The sequence below is a fragment of the Azospirillum sp. B4 genome (assembly GCF_000333275.1).
Lineage (GTDB): Bacteria > Pseudomonadota > Alphaproteobacteria > Azospirillales > Azospirillaceae > Nitrospirillum.
On record NZ_BACU01000463.1, the window covers coordinates 1 to 20,184 of the forward strand.

Consider the following 20,184-nt stretch of genomic DNA (forward strand, 5'->3'; position numbering starts at 1 on the left):
AGGCGTCCGGCCTCCGCCACCGCCTGCAGGCGGTTGTCCTGCTCCGCCAGTTCTCGCGGCGGGGTGGCCTGGCGGGTGATCAGGGTGGTGATGCCCAGATCGCGGATCATGTGGGTGGCCAGGGGAAAGTCGTAAGGTCCCCGCATGGTGGCCAGGGTGAAGCCCCCCTCCGGCGGCACGGTGCCGTGCAGCAGGGTGCCCACCTTCTCTTCCACGCTCATGCGGCCGACCAGATCCTCCACGCGGGCGGACACCGGCAGGCGCCAGTCCTCGTAGGGGTCCAGCGTGCCGTTGCCGTTCAGGTCGCGGAACGACAGCCCGTCCACCGTCAGCAGCGGCTTCACCCGGCTGCCCAGCACCGGCTGGGGCGGACCACCGACGGCTGGGGCGGCCATCAACAGGGTCAGGGTCACCACGGCGGAAAGGCGTGTCAGGCTGGGCATGGTCTCGGATCGTCCCATCGGTTGAAAAGAAAAAGGGGGCGTGCCGCCGAGGAAGGAGGTCTGGCGGCACGCCCAGGGGAAGGTCGGGGTCAGAAGGTCGCGGACACCTTCACCCCATAGGTGCGGGGCGGGGCGTAGGAGCCGCTGCCGGCCAGGCGGTTGCCCGACCCGTTGGTGTCGGGGCTGGCCACCACCAGCACGGCGTTGTTCTCCAGGTTGCGGACATAGGCCATGACGCGCCAGCGGCGGTCGGCGTCGTCATAGGCCAGTGACAGGTTGGTCTTGGTGTAGGCCTTCTGTTCGGTGACGGCGAAGTTGCGGTAGTCCAGGTTCTGGGTCACGACATAGACGCTGTCGACCCGGGCCGTGATCATGGCCCCCGACGCCATGTCCCACATGTGCTGGTAGCCCAGGTTGATGGTCCATTCCGGCGACTTGGCCAAGGTGTTGCCGGTATAGACCGCCTTGCCCGGGTTGAAGACGTCGCCCGAGGCCAGCACGAAATCGGTGTAGCGGGCATGGATGTAGGAAACGCTGCCATCCACCCGGTCGTCAGGGGTCAGCAGGACCGCCCCTTCCACCTCCGTGCCATAGACCTCCGCCGTGCCGGCGTTGACCGTGACGGTGGAGGCCTGGCCCGCCACCTGGCCGATGGCGCTGACCTGGAAGTCCCGGTAATCGTAATAGAAGCCGGTCAGGTTCAACTGGACCCGCTTGTCCATGAACTGGTTCTTCACGCCCACTTCATAGGCGGTCAGCTTTTCCGGCTTGTACGGGTTGTTGTTCGGCGGTTCGCCATCGCCGTAACCGCCGGCCTTGTAGCCGGTGCCGACGGACGCGTAGAGCATGCTGTCGGGCGCCAGGTCGTATTCGGCGCCCGCCTTCCAGTTGGTGGAATGCCAGGTGAGGTTGGCGTCGTTCCGGTAGAGGGCGGAGCCACCGACGTAAGTGTCACCGACGATATGGCCGAAGGCTTCCGTGGCACCGGTGCGGGCCTTGGTGTCCTCGGTATAGCGCAGGCCACCGGTCAGCCGCAGGCTGTCGGTCAGGCCGTAGGTCGCCTGGGCGAAGGCGGCCTTGGACTCCTCCGTCACCTTGGGCTGGACGAAGGCCAGCGAGGTGATGCCGGCGATGGGGTCCAGGGCGAACAGGACGTCATTGTTTTCCTTGAAGTAATAGAGACCACCCACCCACTTCAGCGGCCCGTCGCTGTTGGCCAGCCGCAGTTCATGCGAGGTCTGGTTCTCATCGGAGCGGAAGATGGTGGCGGCGCACAGCGGGCCGCTGGGGGCGGCACAGGTGCCGCTTTGCGTCGAACCGCCCCTTCTGAAGTCGCTATCCTCGCGATAGCTGCCAACATAGGTCAGGGTGGCGAAGCTGAGGTCCCAGTCGGTGGTCAGGGTGACGCCCTTGTTGGTATGGTCCTCGCTCCCGTCGCGCGACACCGGGAAGGTCCAGGGGGACCCGAACTGGGCGTATTGGCCGGTGGGCGCGGACGCGGCGCCCGTGCCGCCGCCGTGGAAATAATCGAACGCCAGCAGTGCCTTGAACGTCTCGCTGGGCGTCAGCTGGATTTGCAGGCGTCCGGCCTGGCTGTCCTCGTCGTTATAATTGTTGGACAGGCCGTTGTTGGTATAGCCCTCATGCCGGCTGGTCTGGAAGGCGGCGCGCACGGCCAGGGTATCGGTCACCGGCACGTTGATCATGCCGGAGGTCTGCAGGCTGTTGTAATTGCCGTAGTCCAGCGCGGCGGCGCCCTCGAACTTCTCGCTGGGCCGCTTGGTGATGACGTTGATGCTGCCCGCCGTGGCGTTGCGGCCGTACAGCGTGCCTTGGGGACCGCGCAGCACCTCGATGCGGTCGATATCGTAGAGGGAGCCGATGGCGGCGCGGGACCTGGCCATGTAGACGCCGTCAACGTTGAAGGCGACGGCGGGGTCGCCCACCTCGGTGTCGTTGGTGCTGCCGATGCCACGGATGGCGATCTGGACGCTGCCGCCGCCGTTGTTGCCCACCGCCAGGCCGGGGACCATGTTGTTCAGGTCGGTGGAGTTGGACACACCGCGCTGTTGCAGGGTGTCACCGGAAAAGGCGGTGATGGCGATGGGGGTCTTCTGCGTCGTCTCCTGCCGGCGCTCGGCGGTGACAACGATATCCTCCAGTTGTTGCGGTGCCCCCGCCTGGGCGGTTGTGGCTTGAGGGGCGGGTTGGCCGGCGGCGCCCGTGGTCTGGGCGTGGCCGGGGATGGTGATCAGGCTGGCCAGCGCGGTGGCAGCCAGCAGGGCACGTTTACGCATTTCTCCCAATTCTCCCATTTGCTTCTTTTGTTCTTGTTGTCGCTTCGGGCGCCTTTGCGGCGCCCAGTCCGGGCATGAGGCACCCCATCCCGCCCCCCGCTTGCATTTCGGGGACGGGCTTTTCCGTGCAGCGGGCGCACGGGGGACGGCCGAAGGCGGGGGTGCGGCCATTGTCCGGGCAAGGAATGGCCATTCACCGACGCCATGGGCGCGATGGTTCTCAAGTCCAGGGATGGCTTTTAAAGGACTGCCGCGTCAGCGGCTGGATTCAGCCCTCAGGCGGCATCTGCCTTTACGCATGGTCGTCTCTCCCGTTTGTTTTGGCCCCCGCCTTGTCGTTGTCGCTGGGCCGGGAAGGTTGCTGGCATCAGATAATGACAGCGCTGTCCCCGTTTCCCAAAAAATAAGGAGGCCTTGTTGGCCTTATTTTGTTATCATCCAGAACAACCGGACGCAAGAGGGTTTCAAGGGGGCTGACGAAAAAGGCTGCTTGGGCCCGCCATCAATGCCGTCACCGCCTTCCACCCGCTATCTTTGCCCCCCGTCGGTGATATTATCCCGCCCGCGCGCCGCGGGGCGCAAAAGCGCGGACCACGGGGCATGGTTGGAGTTTCGGGACATTGAGCAAGGCCACCATTTATGATGTCGCCCGCGTGGCCAACGTCTCCATCAAGACGGTGTCCCGTGTCCTGAACGGGGAACCCAAGGCCAGTCCGGAGACCCGCGCGCGGGTGATGGAAGCGGCGCGCAGCCTGAACTACAAGCCCAGCCTGTCGGCCCGCGCCCTGTCCGGCTCCCGCAGTTTCCTGATCGCGCTGGTTTCCTCCGGCGGGGTGTCCGACAACGCCATGCTGTACGTCACCGAACTGCAGATGGGCGCCATCCAGGCCTGCCGCGCCGGCGGCTACCACCTGCTGACCGAATATATCGACCTCAACACCTCGGACTTCGACGCGCTGACGGAAACACTGGCCTCCACACTCCGGGTGGATGGCGTCATCCTGGTCCCGCCATTGTGCGACGACCCTCAGCTGCTGTCGCTGTTGGCCGAACGGGGCGTGACCTGCGTCCGCATCTCCCCCACCTTGAACCCGGACCAGGACGATGCCTGGGGGTGGGGTGTGGATATCGACAATTACCGGGCCGCGTTCCAGATGACGCGCTATCTGATGGACCAGGGGCATCGTGACATCGGCTTCATCCAGGGCCATCCCGGACACGCCGCCGCCGCCCAGCGCCAGGCGGGATACCGCGACGCCCTGTTCGATGGCGGCCCCATCCCGGAGCGGCTGATCCAGCCGGGCTTGTTCACCTTCAACAGCGGCCTGCCCGCCGCGCGGGCCCTGCTGGGCCAGGCACAGCGCCCCACCGCCATCTTCGCGGCAAACGACAGCATGGCCATGGCCGTCCTCTCGGTTGCCTACAAGATGGGCATTCCCGTGCCCACCGCCCTGTCCGTCGCCGGCATTGACGACCTGCCGGCCGCCAGCGTCGTCTGCCCGCCCCTGACCACCGTGCGCCAGCCGGTGATGGAAATGGGGGCGGCGGCGGCGCGCTTCATCATCGACCGCACCGCGGGCCAAGTCGGCAGCTACCTCAAGCAGATCTTCGACCACAGCCTGGTGGTGCGCGAGTCGACCGCCCCGCCGGCATAACGCCCCCATTGCCCGGCTATTTTTCCTGGCGGGCCCGAACTATTTCCGTTAAAAACCGCGCCCCCGTTTTAAAAATGCGGCTCTTTTCGGCCGTCGATGGAGCGCACCATGGGCTATTGCGGCCTGGACTTTGGAACGTCGAACAGCACCCTGGGCGTCGTCGAGGACGGACACGCCCGCCTGCTGCCGCTGGAGGGGGAAGAGACCACGCTGCCCAGCGCGCTGTTCTTCGACTTCGCCGCCAAGCGGGAGGAGTTCGGCCGGGCCGCCATCCAGATTTACGCCGAAGGGGCGGACGGCCGCCTGATGCGGTCGCTGAAGTCGGTGCTGGGCACCGACCTGATCGACATGGAAACCCAGCTGGACCGCCGGCGCATCAGCTTCCGCGACGTGCTGAAGGTCCTGCTGTCGGAGATCAAACGGCGGGCGGAGCGGCAAGCCGGCCACGAACTGACCCAGGTGGTCCACGGCCGGCCGGTGCACTTCGTCGACGGTGACGACGACGCCGACCGCCGGGCGGAGACGGCGCTGGCGGAGATCGCGCGCGACATCGGCTACACCGACATATCCTTCCAGTTCGAGCCCATCGCCGCGGCGCTGGACTATGAGCGCCAGGTGAACGCCGAGGAGATCGCGCTGATCGCCGACATCGGCGGCGGCACCTCCGACTTTTCCATCGTGCGCATTGGGCCGGAGCGGCGGGACGCCGCCGACCGCGGCCAGGACATCCTGGCCAGCACCGGCGTGCGCATCGGCGGCACCGACTTCGACCGCCTGCTGTCGCTGCACGGCGTCATGCCGCACCTGGGCTATCAGTCACCCATGAAGCGCGCCGGCCTCCTGGCGCCCAACAGCTACTTCAACGATCTGGCCACCTGGTCCAAGATCAATTTCCTCTACGCGCCCAAAGTGATGGCCGAACTGCGCCAAGTGTTGCGCGAATCCGCCCGCGCCGATCTGATCGGCCGCCTGATCCATGTGGTTGAGGACCATCTGGGCCACCGCGTCGCCATGACGGTGGAGCGCACGAAGATCCGCCTCAGCGCCACGGCGGCCCAAATGAACGCCGGTGGGCCCGGCAGTGCCGACATGATCGTCGAAATCCCGTTCGACTTCATCGAGCGTGGGCTGACCATCCCCTTCACCGTACCAGACTTCGCCACCGCCACCACGCCGCTGACCAACGGCATCGCCGGGATGATCCGCAAGGCGCTCAGCGACAGCGGCCTGACGGCGGACCGGATCGATACCGTTTTTCTGACGGGCGGGTCCACCCTGTTGCCCAACGTCCGGGCCAGCATCCTGGCCGAACTGCCCGACGCTCGGGTGGTGGAGGGTGACAAGTTCGGCTCCGTCGGCCTGGGCCTGACGCTGGAGGCCATGCGGCGCTATCGCTGACCCCATGACAACGCCCGCCGACCATAGGCCGACGGGCGAGTCACTGGCCGCTCAAGCGCCGCCGTTGTCACGGTGTGTCCTTGTGGGCCTCCTTGGTGATGGCATGGCCGGTGGCGGAAATATCCTCGCCGGCGCCGGCGGTGGTGTGGCAGGCGCTGACCAGCGCCCCCATGCCCAGCATGGACAACAGAACAAGCGCGCGCAGTTTCGTGGACATCGTGGCCCTCCTCATGGGCTAGGGGTTGAAACGGATACTCATACCAACGGCATTTGATCGTGACCGCTCAAATGCCCCTCAATCGCCGGGCGGCCACATCCGTGGCCTTGGCTTCCTCGCTGCGCCCTGCGGTGCTCGCTCCGGCGGACGCAGTCGCGTCCTACAGCGGCACGAGTCATAATCTCGTGCCGCTGGTATCACTTGGCTGGGCGGCCGGCGTTGCCGACGACCATCCCGGCCACCACGGCCGCCAGCAAGGATGGCACCTTGTGTCTTGCCACCAGGCGTTGGGCTTCAACCATCAGCACCTCCGGGTCCAGATCCAGGCCCGGGGGTGGCGCCGGCGGGGCGGGCGGCTGACGCCGGCTGAACAGGGCGCGGGCCACGACCAGCAGGAATAGACACAGGACCATCAAGGCCAGGGCCACCAGGGCGGGTGTCCATACCGGGCCCATCTGCGGCTCTATCCCAGCCCACAGCGCGGCGCACAGGAGGCCAATGGCCCCGATTACCGCCAGGAAGGCCAGTAAACTGGTGACGATGACGGCGATCAGGCCATCCAGTAGCGGCGGCGGCGACGACCGGTGCACGGGACCAAAGGGAATGACCCCCAGTTGCGACAAGGCCATCACGGCCAGCTTGGTCCAGCCTTCCATCACCGGTCCCCCTTTTCGGCGTTTTTACTGAATCCCTGCCTGGGTCCCGCGTCAGCGGGATAACAGGCGGCTGGCGATGAAGCCGGCGGAGAAGGCCAGCAACAGGCTGGTGATGGGCTGCGCCTCCACCTGCGTGCCCAGGGCCTTGGCCGCCGCCTCCCCCTTGGATGCCAGGTTCTTGTACAGGTCGCTGGCTTCCGCCTTCAGGTGGGTGGCCAGGGTGTCGGCATCCTCCTTCGCGGCGTCGCGCACGGTGCGGGCGGCGGTTGCGGCGGCGTCGATGGTCTCGCTTTTCATCATCCTTCTCCCTCAATCATCGGAAGCCAATTATCGGAAGCGCCGCCCGCGCAGGCGCGGCGCGGCGTCCCGTCAGACAGGCGACCCCTCAATGGGGTCACCGGACGTGATCCGGCTGGGCGTTCAACGGTGCTCCAGCGCGTGCTTCAAGGTGCTCATCTGGTCGTGATCGGCCTTGATGCTGTCGTAGCAGGTGGCCACAACCTCGCGGGCCGGCATGGGCAGGTCGCCCTGCAACGCCTTCTCGAAGCTGGACTTGATATCGTCCTCGCCGGCTTCGACGGCGGAAACGACACTCTGGTCGCTGCCGGTGACGGCGTTCTTGAGGTTCACGAACATGCGGCGGGCCGCGCCGAGCACCGTGCCGTCGGTTTCCGGCTGGCCGCCCAGGCTGATCACCTCGGCCTGAAGGGCGGTGGTCAACTGGCGGCGCTGACGGGCGCGGGTGGCGAACAGGGTCTTGAAGCTGTCATTGGTCGCTTCTTCCGCAGCGTCCTTGTAGCCCAGCGCGCTGTCCAGGGTCTTTTCGATCAGGCCGTTCAGCACATCGATCGACTGTTCGGTGCCGGCGGGGGGGATGCTCGGCGGAACGGTGGGCGGAATCATGGTCTGCTCCTCTCCTGGATGGTTACCGTGCCGGTATCGTATTGTTCGTCCCGGCTTTGAATAAACAAACAAGCGCGCAGATCGTTTCATGGAAATTGTTTTCTAGGACATTTTCAGTAATGGCCAATATTTCATAGAGTATGAGATTTATTATATTGTGTTGGTTTGTTCCAATTACGACTAATCCAATCGCGATGGCATGCGCCATCGACCTAGACCGTCTGAACATGTGGGGAGGGGTATGAGGCCCCTCCCCGGCTTAGGTTTGGCGCCTTAGCGGATAGACGCCAGGTTCTTGCGCAGACCGTCCGCGTCGGCGTTCTTGGCCGTGCGGGCCGACACGATGGCGGACACCGTCTGCGGCTTGCCGTAATAGGCTTCGTTCCAGCTGTCGCGCGGCTTCAGCACGGAACCATTCAGCGTCAGGCCGGCATAGGCACCACTGGCGGAAGACCAGACGATGATGTCGCCATTCAGCGAGGTGGGCGTTGCCGCCTCGGCGGTGGAGCCCAAGGTCACGATGGCCAGGCCGGCCTGGGCGCCGATCTTGAACTCATCCTGCAGAACGGAGTTCAGGGCCTTGTCGCTCATGATGAACATCACCAGCTCAGCCTGTTCCACACCGATCTGCAAGCCGAAGGAGGCGGAGCCCAGGGTGTAGAAGGCCGGATAGCTGAACTCGCCGCTGGGGCCGCGGGTCAGCAGCACGGCGTCGCCGCCCTCCCCGCCCACGAAGAAGCCACCCTTGATCAGCTGCGGCACGATCAGCACGCCCTTGGCGCGGCGCATCAGATCGCGGGCGTTGCCGAATTCCTTGTCCTTGCGCAGGTCGTCTACGGTGACCCGGGCGCGTTCCACCAGATTGCTCTGGTCGGTGCCGTGCGTCGCCGCCGCCGCCAGGGCGTGGGGGGCCGTCGCCGTCATGGCGCCGAAAACCATCAGCGCCGACAGGGCGGCGGGAATGATGCGGGATTGCAGCGACGGCTTCGTGGCCGTCGACGTGAAGGACACAGGCATCATGGTCACTCCGTTATTGGGCCGGCCGGGTGAACCGGCCAAGCCATCGCCGCTGAGGGTCCAGCTGGCGGGGATGGTGGTGGGGAACGGCCGTGATGGCCGTTCCCTCTGCTGTTTCAAGGCGGTCGCCAATATGCTCAGGCTTTGGAGCCCTGCTGTGTTGCGGGCGGTGGCGGCGTCCACGCCGTCACCGCCCCAGCGGCGGGCACAACGGCAGACCACGACCGCCGGTTTAGTCCAGGGCCTTCTTGGCCGTGTCCTTCAAGGCCTTGCCGGCCTCCTGGATCTTGCCGGCGGCATTCTGGGCGTGGCCTTCGACCTTCTTGGCCTTGCCTTCAGCCGCCATCTTGTCGTCGCCAATGACCTTGCCAGCCGCTTCCTTCACGGCGCCACCGGCGATCTTGGCATTTCCTTCGATACGGTTCTTGTTCATGGTCGCGTTCCTCGCTTGGGTTGAAGTGGAAACCATATTCGCCCGCTAAAAGGAGCGAACCTCCACCGGTCCGGAATCCTCTGCGGCGGTGGACCTGCCTCAATGAAGAGGAGACGGGTCGCAAGAGTTTGTCCGTCAATAGCCAGTCAATGTTCGGCATGCCTTATGGCGGGATTGTGGCGTGTTTTGGCGCATACCGCGGCAATCATCGTTGAAAAATAAGGTAGCGCCCTTGAAAAAAAGAACATTATTTATTTCGTCATCATCACCTTGGCCACAGCAAGGGCGCCATACCACCAATTGCCTATGACACAGCTTTTACTTACGTTCCGGACTGTCAATACGGGCTACGTCCTGGCGCGTAGGCGCTTCGGCGGGCGATGGATAAGCCACTTTTCTTTGATAAATAGTCCGTTTTTCATTCCATGGGGGCTTTAAAAACATGTTTTTGTCACAATGAATTTCCATCATCCGAACGCCTTCGAATTCCAAGGAGAGGCCGTCATGAATCTTGGAACCATTCTTCTCATCATTCTAATACTGTTCCTGATTGGCGCCCTGCCCACCTGGCCGCATAGCGTCAACTGGGGCTATTACCCGGCCGGCGGCCTGGGCACGTTAATCGTCATCGTCCTGGTCCTGATCCTGATCGGACGGCTGTAGAGCGGCCAGCGCCCCCCGTTTATCGGCGGCGTTCATCGGCCCCGGTGCGATCCCGCATCGGGGCCTTTCGCTGACCGCGCAGATCCCGGACGAGGTCCAGCCCGCGAATAATATGACCCGTTGTTGCCGGCCAATATCTTGTTTGTTGCGATTTGATGCTATAAGAGGGGGCAGGAAAAAGGATGGCGCGGCCAGGGGTAGGGAGTGGCCGCCGTCGTTCAGACGCCGTCATGTGCGAAAGCCGTCGTATCTCGTCGCCGCGCAGCCGGTGCCGGCGGCTTCTTATTCACCGATGCCTCATGAGCGTGATGACAGCCCCATGACCGCCCACCCCGTGACCGCCCACCCCCTGGCCAATGCCACCACCGACCCGTCCCCCCAGCGCTCCATGCGCGGCCGTCCCCGGTGTGACAAGTCTCGCCAGGCCATCCTGACCGGCGCTTATGAGCTGCTGGTCCAGGCGGGGCTTTCAGGCTTCACCATCGAGGCCGTGGCCGCCCGGTCCGGCTGTGCCAAGACCACCATCTATCGCTGGTGGCCCACGAAGGGTGCGCTGGCGGTGGCCGCGTTGCTGGAGATGGTGGAAGTGGTGGCCCCCATTCGCGCCACGGGCTCCGCCCGGCGTGACCTGGAAAGCCTGCTGGAGGTGATGGCCGGCACCATGGCGGGCCCCATGGGCCGGGTCATCGCCGGCATCATCGTCGAGGGGCAGAGCAATCCCGAGGTGCTGGAGAGCTATTGCACCCAGGTGCTGCAACCCCGCCGTGAGCGTATCCGCGAGATCGTGCGCCACGGCGTGCGCACGGGCGAACTGCCGGCCGATCTGGACGAGGCCACCGTGGTGGAGTTGCTGTACAACACGCTCTACAGCCGCCTGCTGATCCGCCACCAGCGCCTTGACGAACCCGGCTGGACCCAGCGCCTGGTGGCCGCCGTCCTCGGCCCCGCCCGACCCCAGCCGGCCGCCAAGCCGACCCGCATCCACAGCGACGCGCTGTATCCGGCTTGAGTCTATGATCTACGCCGCCACCGCCACACGATTGCGGCCGGCGTTCTTGGCTTCGTACAGGGCTTTGTCCGCGCGGCCCAACAGGGCGTCCACCGTATGGTCGGACGCCATTAGCGTGGTGACGCCCAGGCTGCACGTCACCGTCACCACCACGTCGGGCGCCAAGGCCAGGGGGGCGGCGGCCACCGCCAGCCGCAGGCGTTCGGCGACCTGTTCCGCCTCCCGCCGGTCGGTCTGCGGCAGCAGGATCACGAACTCCTCCCCGCCGAAGCGACCGATGACATCGGTGTCGCGGATGGCGCCACGGCACAGGTCGACCACGCTGCGGATGGCCTGGTCCCCCGCCTGATGGCCCCAGGTGTCGTTGATGCGCTTGAAATGGTCGATGTCCAGCATCAGGACCGACAGCGGCCCGCCATACCGCCGGGAGCGCGCCATCTCGCGCGCCGCGATGTCGGTGATATAGCGGCGGGTGCCGGCACCGGTCAGCGAATCGGTGATGGCGATCAGCTTCAGCAGCCGCTGGCTCTCATAGTTCGTGTAGTTGATCTGCTCGAACGCGAACAGAACGCAGATGAACATGGCGCCCACCGGACCCAGCAGCAGCGGATACTTCACGTATTCGAAGTCATGCGCGAAGCCGGTGAAGCCCGCCAGCGGCGGCAGGGATATGATCAGCACCATGAACAGGGCGCCGGTCATGAAAGGCACGTACTGCATCACCAGCAGCGGCAGGAAGGTGAAGAACAGGAACCCCGAGAACTGCGCCTGCATGCCATGATCAAGGCGGTTCAGCACCTCGATGAACAGCATCTGGCAGGTGACGGCGCCGACGAAGGCATAGGCCGTGGTCAGGCGTCGGGGAACGCGGAAGTGCAGCAGGAGGGCATGCAGCACGATGATGACCGACATGACCAGGCGCAGGCCGATGGTACGCTCCGCCCCCGCCGGGTCGATGACATAGTCCCAGCCCCACAGGCCGCTGACGGTGATGGAGGTCGCGACCGTCATGATGGTGCTGAACAGCCGGTGATGGTCGAACTTGTCGTCGACATAGGCCCGGTCCGGCCAGACGATCTGCTTGATGTGGTGGCCCAACCGGTCCGTCCCCAATCCATCCGTCCCGGGCTTGCCGGTCCCGGGTCAGCCGTCATCCTGATGGCAGCCTAACCCGCGCCTGCGTCCCTGGACTACGCGGGTAATTCGCCGGCCATGCTGCCACGATGCCGCAGGATAAAGCTAGTCTCCGGCCGCTGGGCTAGCCTTAATCCCATCCCACGCCCGGGGCTTTTATTGGGGGCCGTGGTCTGAAGCCTTCGCGATAATTTTATATCGTCGCCAGGAAAGATTGTTAGGCCTTGCGCGGTCCCGATGACCGCTGGCCGGCGGAGCCATAGGCCTTGGCCGCCGCCTCCGGCTTTTTCATTTCTTCCATCAGCTTCATTGCGAAACGGCCGCCATCGTGGCGCGATTGCAGGAAGCTCATCACCAGCTCGCGCGCGGCCTGGCGGTCGAACGGCTCATCCACCGGCGGGGCCGGCGGGCGGGCGGCTTGCACACGCTCCGCCGCGGCCGCCGCCCGTTCCAGCACGTCCGGGTCGATCCGCTTGCGGATGGCGCGGATCTGGCGCAGCAACTCGTCGCGGGGGTCGGCCATGGACGGGACGTGCCTTTCGGGAACGGGACCTGGCCAGACTGCGCGCGCCAGGCCCCGGATGTCGAGAGGACTTTACGGGTCAACCCTCCACCGCTGGCATAGGCACCTCTGGCAGGGGCACCTCTGGTAGGGGGCGCGGGCGGCGATTCTCATCGATGGCGACGAAGGTGAACACGGCTTCCGTCACCTTGTTGGTATCGTCGGCGTCGCGGCTGCGGCGCCAGGCCTCGACCTCGATGCGCATGGAGGTGCGCCCGCGTGAGACCAGGCGGCCGAACAGGCTGACCTCATCGCCCACGAACACGGGCCCCAGGAAGGCGATGGCGTCCACGGCCACGGTGGCGGCACGCCCCCGGGCGGCGCGGGCGGCCACGTTGCCGGCCGCCAGGTCCATCTGCGACATCAGCCAGCCGCCGAAGATGTCGCCGGCGGGGTTGGTGTCGGCGGGCATGGCGATGGTGCGGATGACCGGCACCTCGTCGGGCATCTTGGCGTCTTTATGAAGCATCGTTCAACCTCAAGCTCAGCGGGCAAATGGTTAGCCCATCAGAGCGTGAAACGCTGCCCGGGGGAAGCCTGGCGGTGCGCGTCCCTGGCATCTAGGCCCACCGCCACCGGGCGTGTAAGATCAGACGGTGCAGACCAGACGCCCCCGCCAGGACGCCCCGACAGAAGGTAGACCTGCGCCTTATGACCCAGTTCAACACACCCCCATCTCCCCCAATTCCCGCCACCGGCCCCCTGACCGGCCTGAAGGTCCTGGATATGAGCCGGGTGCTGGCCGGCCCCAGCGCCACGCAGATCCTGGGCGACCTGGGCGCCGACGTGGTGAAGGTGGAGCGGCCGGGCCAGGGCGACGACACCCGCGCCTGGGGCCCCCCATTCCTGAAGGACGATACCGGCCAAGAGACGACGGAGAGCGCCTACTATCTGTCGGCGAACCGCAACAAGCGCTCACTGACCTTGGATTTCACCACCCCGGCCGGCAAGTCCCTGGCCTTGCAGCTGATCGGCCACGCCGACGTGGTGGTGGAGAATTACAAGACCGGCACCCTGGCCCGCTACGGCCTGGGCTATGACGACCTGCGCGACGCCTATCCGCGGCTGGTCTATTGTTCCATCACCGGCTTCGGGCATACCGGCCCCTACGCCCCCCGCGCCGGCTATGACTATCTGGTCCAGGGCATGGGCGGCTTCATGTCCCTGACGGGGGAGCCGGAGGGCCAGCCCCTGAAGGCCGGCGTGGCCATCGCCGACCTGATGACCGGCACCTATGCCGCCGTCGCCATCCTGGCGGCCCTGCGCCACCGCGACCATACCGGCCGGGGGCAGGCCATCGATCTGTCGCTGTTCGACACCCAGGTGGCCTGGCTGTCCCATCCCGGCCAGTATTATCTGACCAGCGGCCAGACTGCCCCCCGCGTGGGCAACGCCCACCCCACCATCGTGCCCTACCAGACCTTCGCCACCAGCGATGGCTGGATCATCCTGGCCATCGGCAATGACGAGCAGTTCGCCCGCTTCTGTCACCTGACCGGCAACGCCGGCTGGGCGGCCGATGAACGCTACGCCACCAACCAGGCGCGGGTGCGCAACCGCGACACCCTGGTACCGGTGGTGGCGGCCCTGATCCAGGGCCAGACGTCCCGCTTCTGGATCGACGCGCTGGAGCCCCTGGGCGTCCCCTGCGGCCCCATCAACGCCATCGACCAGGTCTTCGCCGACCCCCAGGTGGCGGCCCGCGGCATGCGGGTCACCCTGCCCCACCCCTTGGCTGGCGGCACGGGCACGCCGGGAACGGGCCAGCCCGGCACGGTGGACCTGATCGGCAGCCCGCTGAAGTTCAGCGACACCCCCGTCAATTATCGCCAGGCGCCCCCGATCCTGGGCCAGCACACCGATGCCGTGCTGAAGGACTGGTTGCGCCTGGATGAGGATGAGATCGGCCGGCTGCGGCAATCCGGCGCCCTTTAGCCCGGCGCCCTTTAGCACACCAACCGTTTGCGGTAGAAGTCGGCGATAACAACGATGAAGAGGGAGGGGCTCCCATGGATGACAGCTTGATCACACGCCGCGGTTTCACGGCTGCCGGCCTGGCCGCGGGCTTCGCGCTGGCCGTCCTGCCGGTCTCGGCGGAAACCATCATCACCGATACCGATGGCATCGACGCCGAGATGGTACGGGTGCCCGTGGGCGGTGGCGCCATCATGAGCGCCTATCGCGCCGTGCCCACCTGGGCGGGACGGGGCGGCAGCCACCCGGTGGTGCTGGTGGTCCAGGAAATCTTCGGGGTGCATGAGCATATCCGCGACCTGTGCCGCCGGCTGGCCAAGTGGGGCTATTACGCCATCGCCCCCGACCTCTATTTCCGCCAGGGCGACGCCACCAAGGTGGCCGACATCCCCACCCTGGTGCGGGACATCGTGTCCAAAGTGCCGGATGACCAGGTGATGGCGGACCTGGACGCCACCCTGGCCTATGTCGACAGGGACGGCCGGGGCAACGTCAACCGCGCCGCCATCACCGGATTTTGCTGGGGTGGGCGCATCGTCTGGCTATATTCCGCCCACAACCCCACCCTGAAGGCGGGTGCGGCCTGGTATGGCCGCCTGGTGGGAACCCCCGATCCGCTGCACCCCAAGAACCCCGTCGACCTGGCGGGACAGCTGAACGCCCCCGTCCTGGGGCTCTACGGCGGCAAGGACGACGGCATTCCCTACACCAGCGTGACACAGATGCGGGAAGCCCTGGCCAACGGCAGCAAGGCCGCGACCGACAGCAAGATCCAGGTGTTCGCCGATTCCGGCCACGGCTTCAACGCCGACTATCGCCCCAGCTACAACGCCGTTGATGCCAAGGCGGCGTGGAAGCAGATGCTGGAGTGGTTCAAGCGCAACGGGGTGCCCTACGTCCCCCATACCTGAACTCACATGGACCTCAGGCGCCAGGCGCCACCCCGTGCAGGACGGTCCGGTCGACATCCGCCAAGGTGGGCCGGCCGGTCAGGGCCATGGCCACCTCCAGCTCCGTCTGCAGGACGGTCAGCAGGTGGGCGACACCCGCCACGCCGCCCACGGCGAGCGCGTGCAGGACGGGCCGCCCCACCATGACCGCCCGCGCGCCTAAGGCCAGGGCCTTGAGTATGTCGGTTCCCCGGCGGATGCCCCCGTCCACCAGCACCGGCAGCCGGCCGGCCACGGCGTCCACCACCAGCGGCAGCACGTCCAGGGTCGCCGGCAGGGTGTCCAGGGTACGGCCGCCATGGTTGGAGACGATGATGCCCCGCGCCCCGGCCGCGATGGCCGGTTCCACGTCCAGCGGATTCATGATGCCCTTGAGCAGGACCGGCAGCGGGGTCTGCCGGCACAGCCAGGCGACGTCGGCCCAGGTGGGCGCCGTCCGCAGCATGCCCTGGAAGACCGGGCTGCCGGGATGGGCCGGCACGAAGTCGTCCCCCGCCAGCCCTTCCAGGTTGGGCGTGGTGACGCCAGGCGGCAGGCGGAAGCCCGCCCGTTGTTCCATGTTGCGGATGCCGTTCACGGGCGCATCAATGGTCAGCACCAGGGCCCTGCAGCCCGCGTCCTCCGCCCGGCGCACCAGGGTGAGGGTGTCGGCCGGACGCGGCTGGGCATAGAGCTGGAACCACAGGGGGCCGCGCGTGGCGCGCGCCACCTCCCCCACCGCCACGCTGGCCTGGGTGCTGACCGTCATCCAGGTGCCGGTCATGGACGCGGCGGCGGCCGTCGCCATTTCCCCCTCCGGATGCACCAGCCGGTGATGGGCCATGGGTGCCACGATGATGGGATAGGCCATCGGCTGCCCCAGCAGGTGGGACGCGGCGGTGGCGCCGGCCATGTCCACCAGGGCGCGGGGCATCAGGTGCAGGCAATCATACGCCGCGCGGTTGGCCTGCTGGGTGATGCCATCGGCACCGGCTCCGCCGATATAGGCGGCCACCCCACGGTCCACCCGCAGGTGGAAATGGCGCTCGTAATCAGCGGCGGAGACGGCGTCCTGCGGGACGATCATGGGCGGTCACTCTTCCATCGGCGGTGCCGCCACCCTGACGCCCCTCACCCCGCGCGGCATTGAGGCATCTCATGCCCGAAATATTAACCGCCGTCCAGATTGCCAGGTCAAGATGCTGCGGCGTCACATCCAAGATCTGGACGGTGCACCCCCGGTGTTGGCTTGGACGTATGCGGCCTACCTGTGACGTGTATTCGCCAATGGCAGCAGTGGGACGACATGTGAATACTGCCCTTGCCACCATTGGCGAATAGCCACTAGGACTACAAAGCCATCCGATACCGCCCGGGGCTTCTGCGTCCTATACTGGCGTTGGCGCCGAAAGGCACCTTTGCCTACCTAGCTAAGCCTGTAATCGACGCGTCGTCTATATTACGAATGGAACAGACTTCGCGACAATCTGGTTTTTTGACGAGAATGACGGCCTTCTGCTAAGCATTAGCGGCTAGAGAGAAAATTCCTCCAAAGAATGATCCAATTTTGTTGATCGTGTCAGAGGCCCAATTACTCACATCATTGAATGCATTTTTTAGCCAATCAACTGAATTTTTGATCCATTCTTCGACTTTTTCAACGAAATTATTGATGAAATTTGAAAATGTCTCATAAGTATCCAGCCAGAAATTTGTTTCTTCTCTCGTTACTTGTACAATTTCTGCACGCTGTTCCGGATATTTCGCGCCAAGCTCTTTCATCTTATTTCTATTATTATCAGAAATTTCCTTATACCTCCTATCGCTTTCATCAAATATACTATCGATCTCTTTATCAAAATCGTAATCACTGTCTAGCTTGTATTGTTCGCAAGCACCATTTATGTTATCCTGCTGTTGAACCGTAAGCTCAGCTGTGTTATCCTTTGCTAGATCAATAGCGCGCTCAATTTCTGCTTGGCCATTGCCCGCGAGGGAGATGGGCTGAAAAGATTCCACCTGCAGCTTGGCGAAATTGCGGCTGGATAGTGCCGTAACGAAATGCTGGTGGATTTGATCAAGCTGCTGTTCGAAGGACGCTTGATCGAGAATGATGTTGGACATTTTATGCTCCTAACTTGGCGATTGGGCCCATTGACACTGTGGCGGTCGGCTTTGAGCCGGCGGCGAAAATTTCGCTGCGGCAGCCTTCAGGCAATTTGGATGCCAATCGAGCACTTATTTTAAATCAATCAGTTATGGGGATTCTCACTCAAATCCTGCGAGTGTCCGACAAGTCGGACACGTCGGACAGTGTCGCTGCGATTTGCCAAACGCTCGATGATCAGGTCGGCCAGCGCGCGCAGGCGCGGCAGGCGGCGCAGGTCGCGGTGATAGCCCATCCAGGTGTCGCGGCTGGGTGGCGCTTCCCCCAGGTCCAGCCGTTCGATGCCCGGCGTGCTGTCGCCCAGGGGCCTGGGCAGCACCGCCAGGCCGGCCCCCAGGGCGCATAGGCGGGCCTGGACCTCGCGGTTGTTGCTACGCGACACCACGGTGGCGTTGGGCAGCAGTCGGGTGGCCCAGCCGACGTCGGGCATGCCGCCGAAGGCGGTGTCCATCAGCACCAGACGACATCCCCGGCCATCGCCCGCCACCGGCTGCCACAGCCCCGGCTTGCCATAGAGGCCGTAGGGAATGGTGACCAGCTTGCGGGCGATGACTTCCGGTTCCTGGAACGGTGTGATGCGCAGGACCAGGTCGGCCTCCCGGCGGGGCAGGCTGTAGAGGCGCGGGTCGGTGAGCAGTTCCACCACCACGCCCGGGTGCAAGCCGGCGAACTCCGCCAGGATGGGCGACAGCACGGTCACGCCGAACCAGTCGGAGCAGGAGACGCGCAACAGCCCTTCCAACCCACCGACGCTGCCGGCCAGCTGGCGCTGCATCGCCACCGCCTCTTCCTCCATGCGCAGCGCCGGGCCCAGCAGCACCTGCCCCTCGTCGGTCAGGACGAAGCCATCGCTGGTGCGCTGGAACAGGGTGGCGCCCACCGCCGCCTCCAGCGCCCGGAGACGCCGGCCCATGGTGGGCTGGGTTTGCCCCAGGCGACGGGCGGCGGCGCCCAGCGTCCCCTCCCGCGCGATGGCGAGGAAGATGGGCAGATCACTCCATTCCAACGGCCGCATGACATCATCCAAACAGAAACGCATGGAGATCATACATCTCTTATGATTTCCATGCATCATCGCCGGGCGCAAGGTCCGGGGGCGCCAATACGGCGCGAACCCGCATCGGAGTTGAGCGCCATGCCCACCATGAAAGCCGCTATCGTCGAGGTCCAGGACGGCCCGTTCCGCGTCACCGACGTCGCCCGCCCGCAGCCGGCCGCCGGCCAGGCGCTGGTCCGCATCCACGCCAGCGGCGTGAACCCGCTGGACACCAAGATCCGCGCCGGGGCCGCCGCCCACGCCCGCCATCCCCTGCCCGCCATCCTGGGCCTGGACATGGCCGGCGTGGTGGTGGCGGTGGGGCCGGGCGTCACCGCCTTCCGTCCCGGCGACGAGGTCCACGGCATGACCGGCGGCGTGGGCGGCCTTCAGGGCGCCCTGGCCCAGTACGCCGCCGTTGACGCCGATCTGCTGGCGCCGAAGCCCGCCAACCTGACGATGCGCGAAGCGGCGGCCCTGCCCCTGGCGGTCATCACCGCCTGGGAGGGCCTGGTCGACCGGGCCAAGGTACGGGCGGGCCAGACGCTGCTGGTCCAGGGCGGCGCCGGCGGTGTCGGCACCATGGCGGTGCAGATCGGGCTGGCCCTAGGCGCCCGGGTCTACGCCACGGCCAGCGCGGAGGATGGGGATTATATCCGCTCCCTAGGCGCCACGCCCATCGACTACGCCCGCGAGACGGTGGCCGACTATGCCGCCCGGCTGACCGGCGGCCAGGGGTTCGAGCTGGTGTACGACACCAACGGCGGGGCGGTGCTGGACGACTCCTTCCAGGCGGTGGCGCGCTTCGGCCATGTGGTCAGCGCGCTGGGCTGGGGCAGCCACGCCCTGGCGCCGCTGTCCTTCAAGGGCGCCACCTACTCCGGCGTCTTCACCCTGGCGCCGTTGCTGACCGGCATAGGCCGCGCCCATCACGGCCAAATCCTGACGGTCGCCGCCGCGCTGGTGGAGGCCGGCAAGCTGCTGCCCCGCCTGGACCCGCGCGCCTACACCCTGGACACGGCCGCCGATGCCCATGCCGCCGTCACGGGCCGCAGCGCCAAAGGCAAGGTGGTGATCACCGTCGACTGACGTGACGCCGCCCGCACCGTCAGTGGTCGTGCAGCAGGTGGGGCGACAGTGACGGCGGCGTGTCGTGCGCGTCGCGCGACGGCGGGATGACGAAGAAGCCGTGGGTGCCGTCCCGGCGCAGCTGACCCACCAGACCGTATTCCCAGTCCAGATAGGCCTGCATGGCCTCCACCGCGTTGTCCGTGCCCTCATACGGGCGGCGATAGACATCGTCGAACGCCGACAGATAGATGCCCTGCCCCGTCTCCAGCTCCAGCCCGGCGGCGGTCCAGGCGGCCGTGCCCCCGTCCAGCACTAGGGCCGGCCGGCCGGTCAGGGCCTGGATGTCGGCGGCGGCGAAGCGGGCGGCGACGCCGTCGGGCGAGGTGACCACCACGGTTCCCGCCCGCGCCGCCGCCGGCAGGTCATCGGCCAGCCGGGCGCGGATGATGAACCGGGCGCCGGGAACGCGTCCCCGGCGGAAGGCCGGGCCGGGCCCCACGTCCAGCAGGGTGACGCCCCCCCCATTCGGTGGATTAGCCGCCAGCAGGCGCGCCAGATGGGCGGGCGGAATGGCCTCCACCGCGGGCAGCGGCGGCAGGGTGNCTGCCACGGCCCGTGGC

Annotated in this window: 21 protein-coding genes and 1 pseudogene; 7 read left to right on the forward strand and 15 right to left on the reverse strand. The window is 65.9% G+C overall.

Going from position 1 to position 20,184, the window contains the following annotated elements; translation table 11 throughout:
• Window positions 1-443: pseudogene (locus tag I55_RS20285) on the reverse strand (glycoside hydrolase family 3 protein); the annotation flags it as partial.
• A gap of 89 nt (window positions 444-532) precedes the next feature.
• Window positions 533-2,740: a TonB-dependent receptor gene (locus I55_RS20290; protein ID WP_044562406.1), complete on the reverse strand. Its 2,208-nt coding sequence runs from the start codon at window positions 2,738-2,740 to the stop codon at window positions 533-535.
• A 620-nt stretch (window positions 2,741-3,360) separates the two neighbouring features.
• On the opposite strand from I55_RS20290, the gene I55_RS20295 reads away from it, so the two are divergent.
• A complete protein-coding gene (locus tag I55_RS20295; protein WP_044562407.1) occupies window positions 3,361-4,395 on the forward strand; it encodes a LacI family DNA-binding transcriptional regulator in 1,035 nt (344 codons plus the stop codon).
• A 108-nt stretch (window positions 4,396-4,503) separates the two neighbouring features.
• Complete coding sequence (locus I55_RS20300) at window positions 4,504-5,793, forward strand: Hsp70 family protein (protein ID WP_044562418.1); 1,290 nt, start codon at window positions 4,504-4,506, stop codon at window positions 5,791-5,793.
• A gap of 67 nt (window positions 5,794-5,860) precedes the next feature.
• Here I55_RS20300 and I55_RS34935 read toward each other — a convergent pair whose 3' ends face one another.
• From I55_RS34935 to I55_RS20325, 6 genes are all read right to left on the reverse strand, one after another.
• Window positions 5,861-6,010 carry an entericidin A/B family lipoprotein gene (locus I55_RS34935; RefSeq protein ID WP_148293863.1) on the reverse strand — a complete coding sequence of 50 codons (150 nt, stop codon included), beginning with the start codon at window positions 6,008-6,010 and terminating at the stop codon, window positions 5,861-5,863.
• 197 nt (window positions 6,011-6,207) lie between these two features.
• A complete protein-coding gene (locus I55_RS20305; RefSeq protein WP_044562408.1) occupies window positions 6,208-6,666 on the reverse strand; it encodes a hypothetical protein in 459 nt (152 codons plus the stop codon).
• 51 nt (window positions 6,667-6,717) lie between these two features.
• Window positions 6,718-6,966 carry a hypothetical protein gene (locus I55_RS20310; protein ID WP_044562409.1) on the reverse strand — a complete coding sequence of 83 codons (249 nt, stop codon included), beginning with the start codon at window positions 6,964-6,966 and terminating at the stop codon, window positions 6,718-6,720.
• Window positions 6,967-7,086: 120 nt separating this feature from the next.
• The gene (locus I55_RS20315; protein WP_083901290.1) at window positions 7,087-7,569 is read right to left on the reverse strand and encodes a PA2169 family four-helix-bundle protein; all 483 of its coding nucleotides are present in this window, start codon (window positions 7,567-7,569) and stop codon (window positions 7,087-7,089) included.
• 273 nt (window positions 7,570-7,842) lie between these two features.
• Window positions 7,843-8,589, reverse strand: coding sequence for a lipid-binding SYLF domain-containing protein (locus I55_RS20320; RefSeq protein WP_049974336.1), 747 nt, complete (start codon window positions 8,587-8,589; stop codon window positions 7,843-7,845).
• Window positions 8,590-8,818: 229 nt separating this feature from the next.
• Window positions 8,819-9,019 (reverse strand): CsbD family protein, encoded by a 201-nt coding sequence (locus I55_RS20325; RefSeq protein ID WP_044562410.1) that lies wholly within the window; start codon window positions 9,017-9,019, stop codon window positions 8,819-8,821.
• Window positions 9,020-9,523: 504 nt separating this feature from the next.
• On the opposite strand from I55_RS20325, the gene I55_RS20330 reads away from it, so the two are divergent.
• The gene (locus I55_RS20330; RefSeq protein WP_044562421.1) at window positions 9,524-9,682 is read left to right on the forward strand and encodes a DUF3309 family protein; all 159 of its coding nucleotides are present in this window, start codon (window positions 9,524-9,526) and stop codon (window positions 9,680-9,682) included.
• A gap of 319 nt (window positions 9,683-10,001) precedes the next feature.
• Window positions 10,002-10,691 (forward strand): TetR/AcrR family transcriptional regulator, encoded by a 690-nt coding sequence (locus tag I55_RS20335; RefSeq protein WP_049974338.1) that lies wholly within the window; start codon window positions 10,002-10,004, stop codon window positions 10,689-10,691.
• 9 nt (window positions 10,692-10,700) lie between these two features.
• On the opposite strand, the gene I55_RS33320 is transcribed toward I55_RS20335, so the two are convergent.
• From I55_RS33320 to I55_RS20350, 3 genes are all read right to left on the reverse strand, one after another.
• The gene (locus I55_RS33320; RefSeq protein WP_049974339.1) at window positions 10,701-11,789 is read right to left on the reverse strand and encodes a GGDEF domain-containing protein; all 1,089 of its coding nucleotides are present in this window, start codon (window positions 11,787-11,789) and stop codon (window positions 10,701-10,703) included.
• A 253-nt stretch (window positions 11,790-12,042) separates the two neighbouring features.
• A complete protein-coding gene (locus tag I55_RS20345) occupies window positions 12,043-12,348 on the reverse strand; it encodes a hypothetical protein (RefSeq protein ID WP_044562411.1) in 306 nt (101 codons plus the stop codon).
• Window positions 12,349-12,427: 79 nt separating this feature from the next.
• Entirely contained in the window at window positions 12,428-12,856 is a 429-nt protein-coding gene (locus tag I55_RS20350) for an acyl-CoA thioesterase (protein ID WP_044562412.1), read from the reverse strand.
• Between the two features lie 182 nt (window positions 12,857-13,038).
• On the opposite strand from I55_RS20350, the gene I55_RS20355 reads away from it, so the two are divergent.
• On the forward strand, window positions 13,039-14,322 hold the full coding sequence (locus tag I55_RS20355; RefSeq protein WP_044562413.1) for a CaiB/BaiF CoA-transferase family protein: 1,284 nt from the start codon (window positions 13,039-13,041) through the stop codon (window positions 14,320-14,322).
• 74 nt (window positions 14,323-14,396) lie between these two features.
• Window positions 14,397-15,272, forward strand: coding sequence for a dienelactone hydrolase family protein (locus I55_RS20360; RefSeq protein WP_044562414.1), 876 nt, complete (start codon window positions 14,397-14,399; stop codon window positions 15,270-15,272).
• Window positions 15,273-15,285: 13 nt separating this feature from the next.
• Here the strand turns inward: I55_RS20360 and I55_RS20365 are convergent, their stop codons facing one another.
• The 3 genes from I55_RS20365 to I55_RS20370 form a co-directional block, all read right to left on the reverse strand.
• The gene (locus tag I55_RS20365; protein WP_044562415.1) at window positions 15,286-16,377 is read right to left on the reverse strand and encodes an alpha-hydroxy acid oxidase; all 1,092 of its coding nucleotides are present in this window, start codon (window positions 16,375-16,377) and stop codon (window positions 15,286-15,288) included.
• A gap of 431 nt (window positions 16,378-16,808) precedes the next feature.
• A complete protein-coding gene (locus tag I55_RS36155; protein ID WP_148293864.1) occupies window positions 16,809-17,414 on the reverse strand; it encodes a hypothetical protein in 606 nt (201 codons plus the stop codon).
• A gap of 128 nt (window positions 17,415-17,542) precedes the next feature.
• Complete coding sequence (locus I55_RS20370) at window positions 17,543-18,472, reverse strand: LysR family transcriptional regulator (RefSeq protein ID WP_083901293.1); 930 nt, start codon at window positions 18,470-18,472, stop codon at window positions 17,543-17,545.
• A 120-nt stretch (window positions 18,473-18,592) separates the two neighbouring features.
• Here I55_RS20370 and I55_RS20375 point away from each other — a divergent pair, with 120 nt between their 5' ends.
• Window positions 18,593-19,582 carry a zinc-dependent alcohol dehydrogenase family protein gene (locus I55_RS20375; protein WP_083901292.1) on the forward strand — a complete coding sequence of 330 codons (990 nt, stop codon included), beginning with the start codon at window positions 18,593-18,595 and terminating at the stop codon, window positions 19,580-19,582.
• 19 nt (window positions 19,583-19,601) lie between these two features.
• Here I55_RS20375 and I55_RS20380 read toward each other — a convergent pair.
• Window positions 19,602-20,184: rhodanese-like domain-containing protein (locus I55_RS20380; RefSeq protein ID WP_252181231.1), on the reverse strand; the 583-nt coding region annotated here is incomplete at its 5' end.

Bases quoted from the DNA above. Each gene is read 5' to 3' on its own strand.
- I55_RS20290 (WP_044562406.1), bottom strand. From the start codon at position 2,740: ATGCGTAAACGTGCCCTGCTGGCTGCCACCGCGCTGGCCAGCCTGATC.
- I55_RS20300 (WP_044562418.1), top strand. From the start codon at position 4,504: ATGGGCTATTGCGGCCTGGACTTTGGAACGTCGAACAGCACCCTGGGC.
- I55_RS34935 (WP_148293863.1), bottom strand. From the start codon at position 6,010: ATGTCCACGAAACTGCGCGCGCTTGTTCTGTTGTCCATGCTGGGCATG.
- I55_RS20305 (WP_044562408.1), bottom strand. From the start codon at position 6,666: ATGGAAGGCTGGACCAAGCTGGCCGTGATGGCCTTGTCGCAACTGGGG.
- I55_RS20310 (WP_044562409.1), bottom strand. From the start codon at position 6,966: ATGATGAAAAGCGAGACCATCGACGCCGCCGCAACCGCCGCCCGCACC.
- I55_RS20315 (WP_083901290.1), bottom strand. From the start codon at position 7,569: ATGATTCCGCCCACCGTTCCGCCGAGCATCCCCCCCGCCGGCACCGAA.
- I55_RS20320 (WP_049974336.1), bottom strand. From the start codon at position 8,589: ATGATGCCTGTGTCCTTCACGTCGACGGCCACGAAGCCGTCGCTGCAA.
- I55_RS20325 (WP_044562410.1), bottom strand. From the start codon at position 9,019: ATGAACAAGAACCGTATCGAAGGAAATGCCAAGATCGCCGGTGGCGCC.
- I55_RS20330 (WP_044562421.1), top strand. From the start codon at position 9,524: ATGAATCTTGGAACCATTCTTCTCATCATTCTAATACTGTTCCTGATT.
- I55_RS20335 (WP_049974338.1), top strand. From the start codon at position 10,002: ATGACCGCCCACCCCGTGACCGCCCACCCCCTGGCCAATGCCACCACC.
- I55_RS20345 (WP_044562411.1), bottom strand. From the start codon at position 12,348: ATGGCCGACCCCCGCGACGAGTTGCTGCGCCAGATCCGCGCCATCCGC.
- I55_RS20350 (WP_044562412.1), bottom strand. From the start codon at position 12,856: ATGCTTCATAAAGACGCCAAGATGCCCGACGAGGTGCCGGTCATCCGC.
- I55_RS20355 (WP_044562413.1), top strand. From the start codon at position 13,039: ATGACCCAGTTCAACACACCCCCATCTCCCCCAATTCCCGCCACCGGC.
- I55_RS20360 (WP_044562414.1), top strand. From the start codon at position 14,397: ATGGATGACAGCTTGATCACACGCCGCGGTTTCACGGCTGCCGGCCTG.
- I55_RS20365 (WP_044562415.1), bottom strand. From the start codon at position 16,377: ATGATCGTCCCGCAGGACGCCGTCTCCGCCGCTGATTACGAGCGCCAT.
- I55_RS36155 (WP_148293864.1), bottom strand. From the start codon at position 17,414: ATGTCCAACATCATTCTCGATCAAGCGTCCTTCGAACAGCAGCTTGAT.
- I55_RS20370 (WP_083901293.1), bottom strand. From the start codon at position 18,472: ATGCGGCCGTTGGAATGGAGTGATCTGCCCATCTTCCTCGCCATCGCG.
- I55_RS20375 (WP_083901292.1), top strand. From the start codon at position 18,593: ATGCCCACCATGAAAGCCGCTATCGTCGAGGTCCAGGACGGCCCGTTC.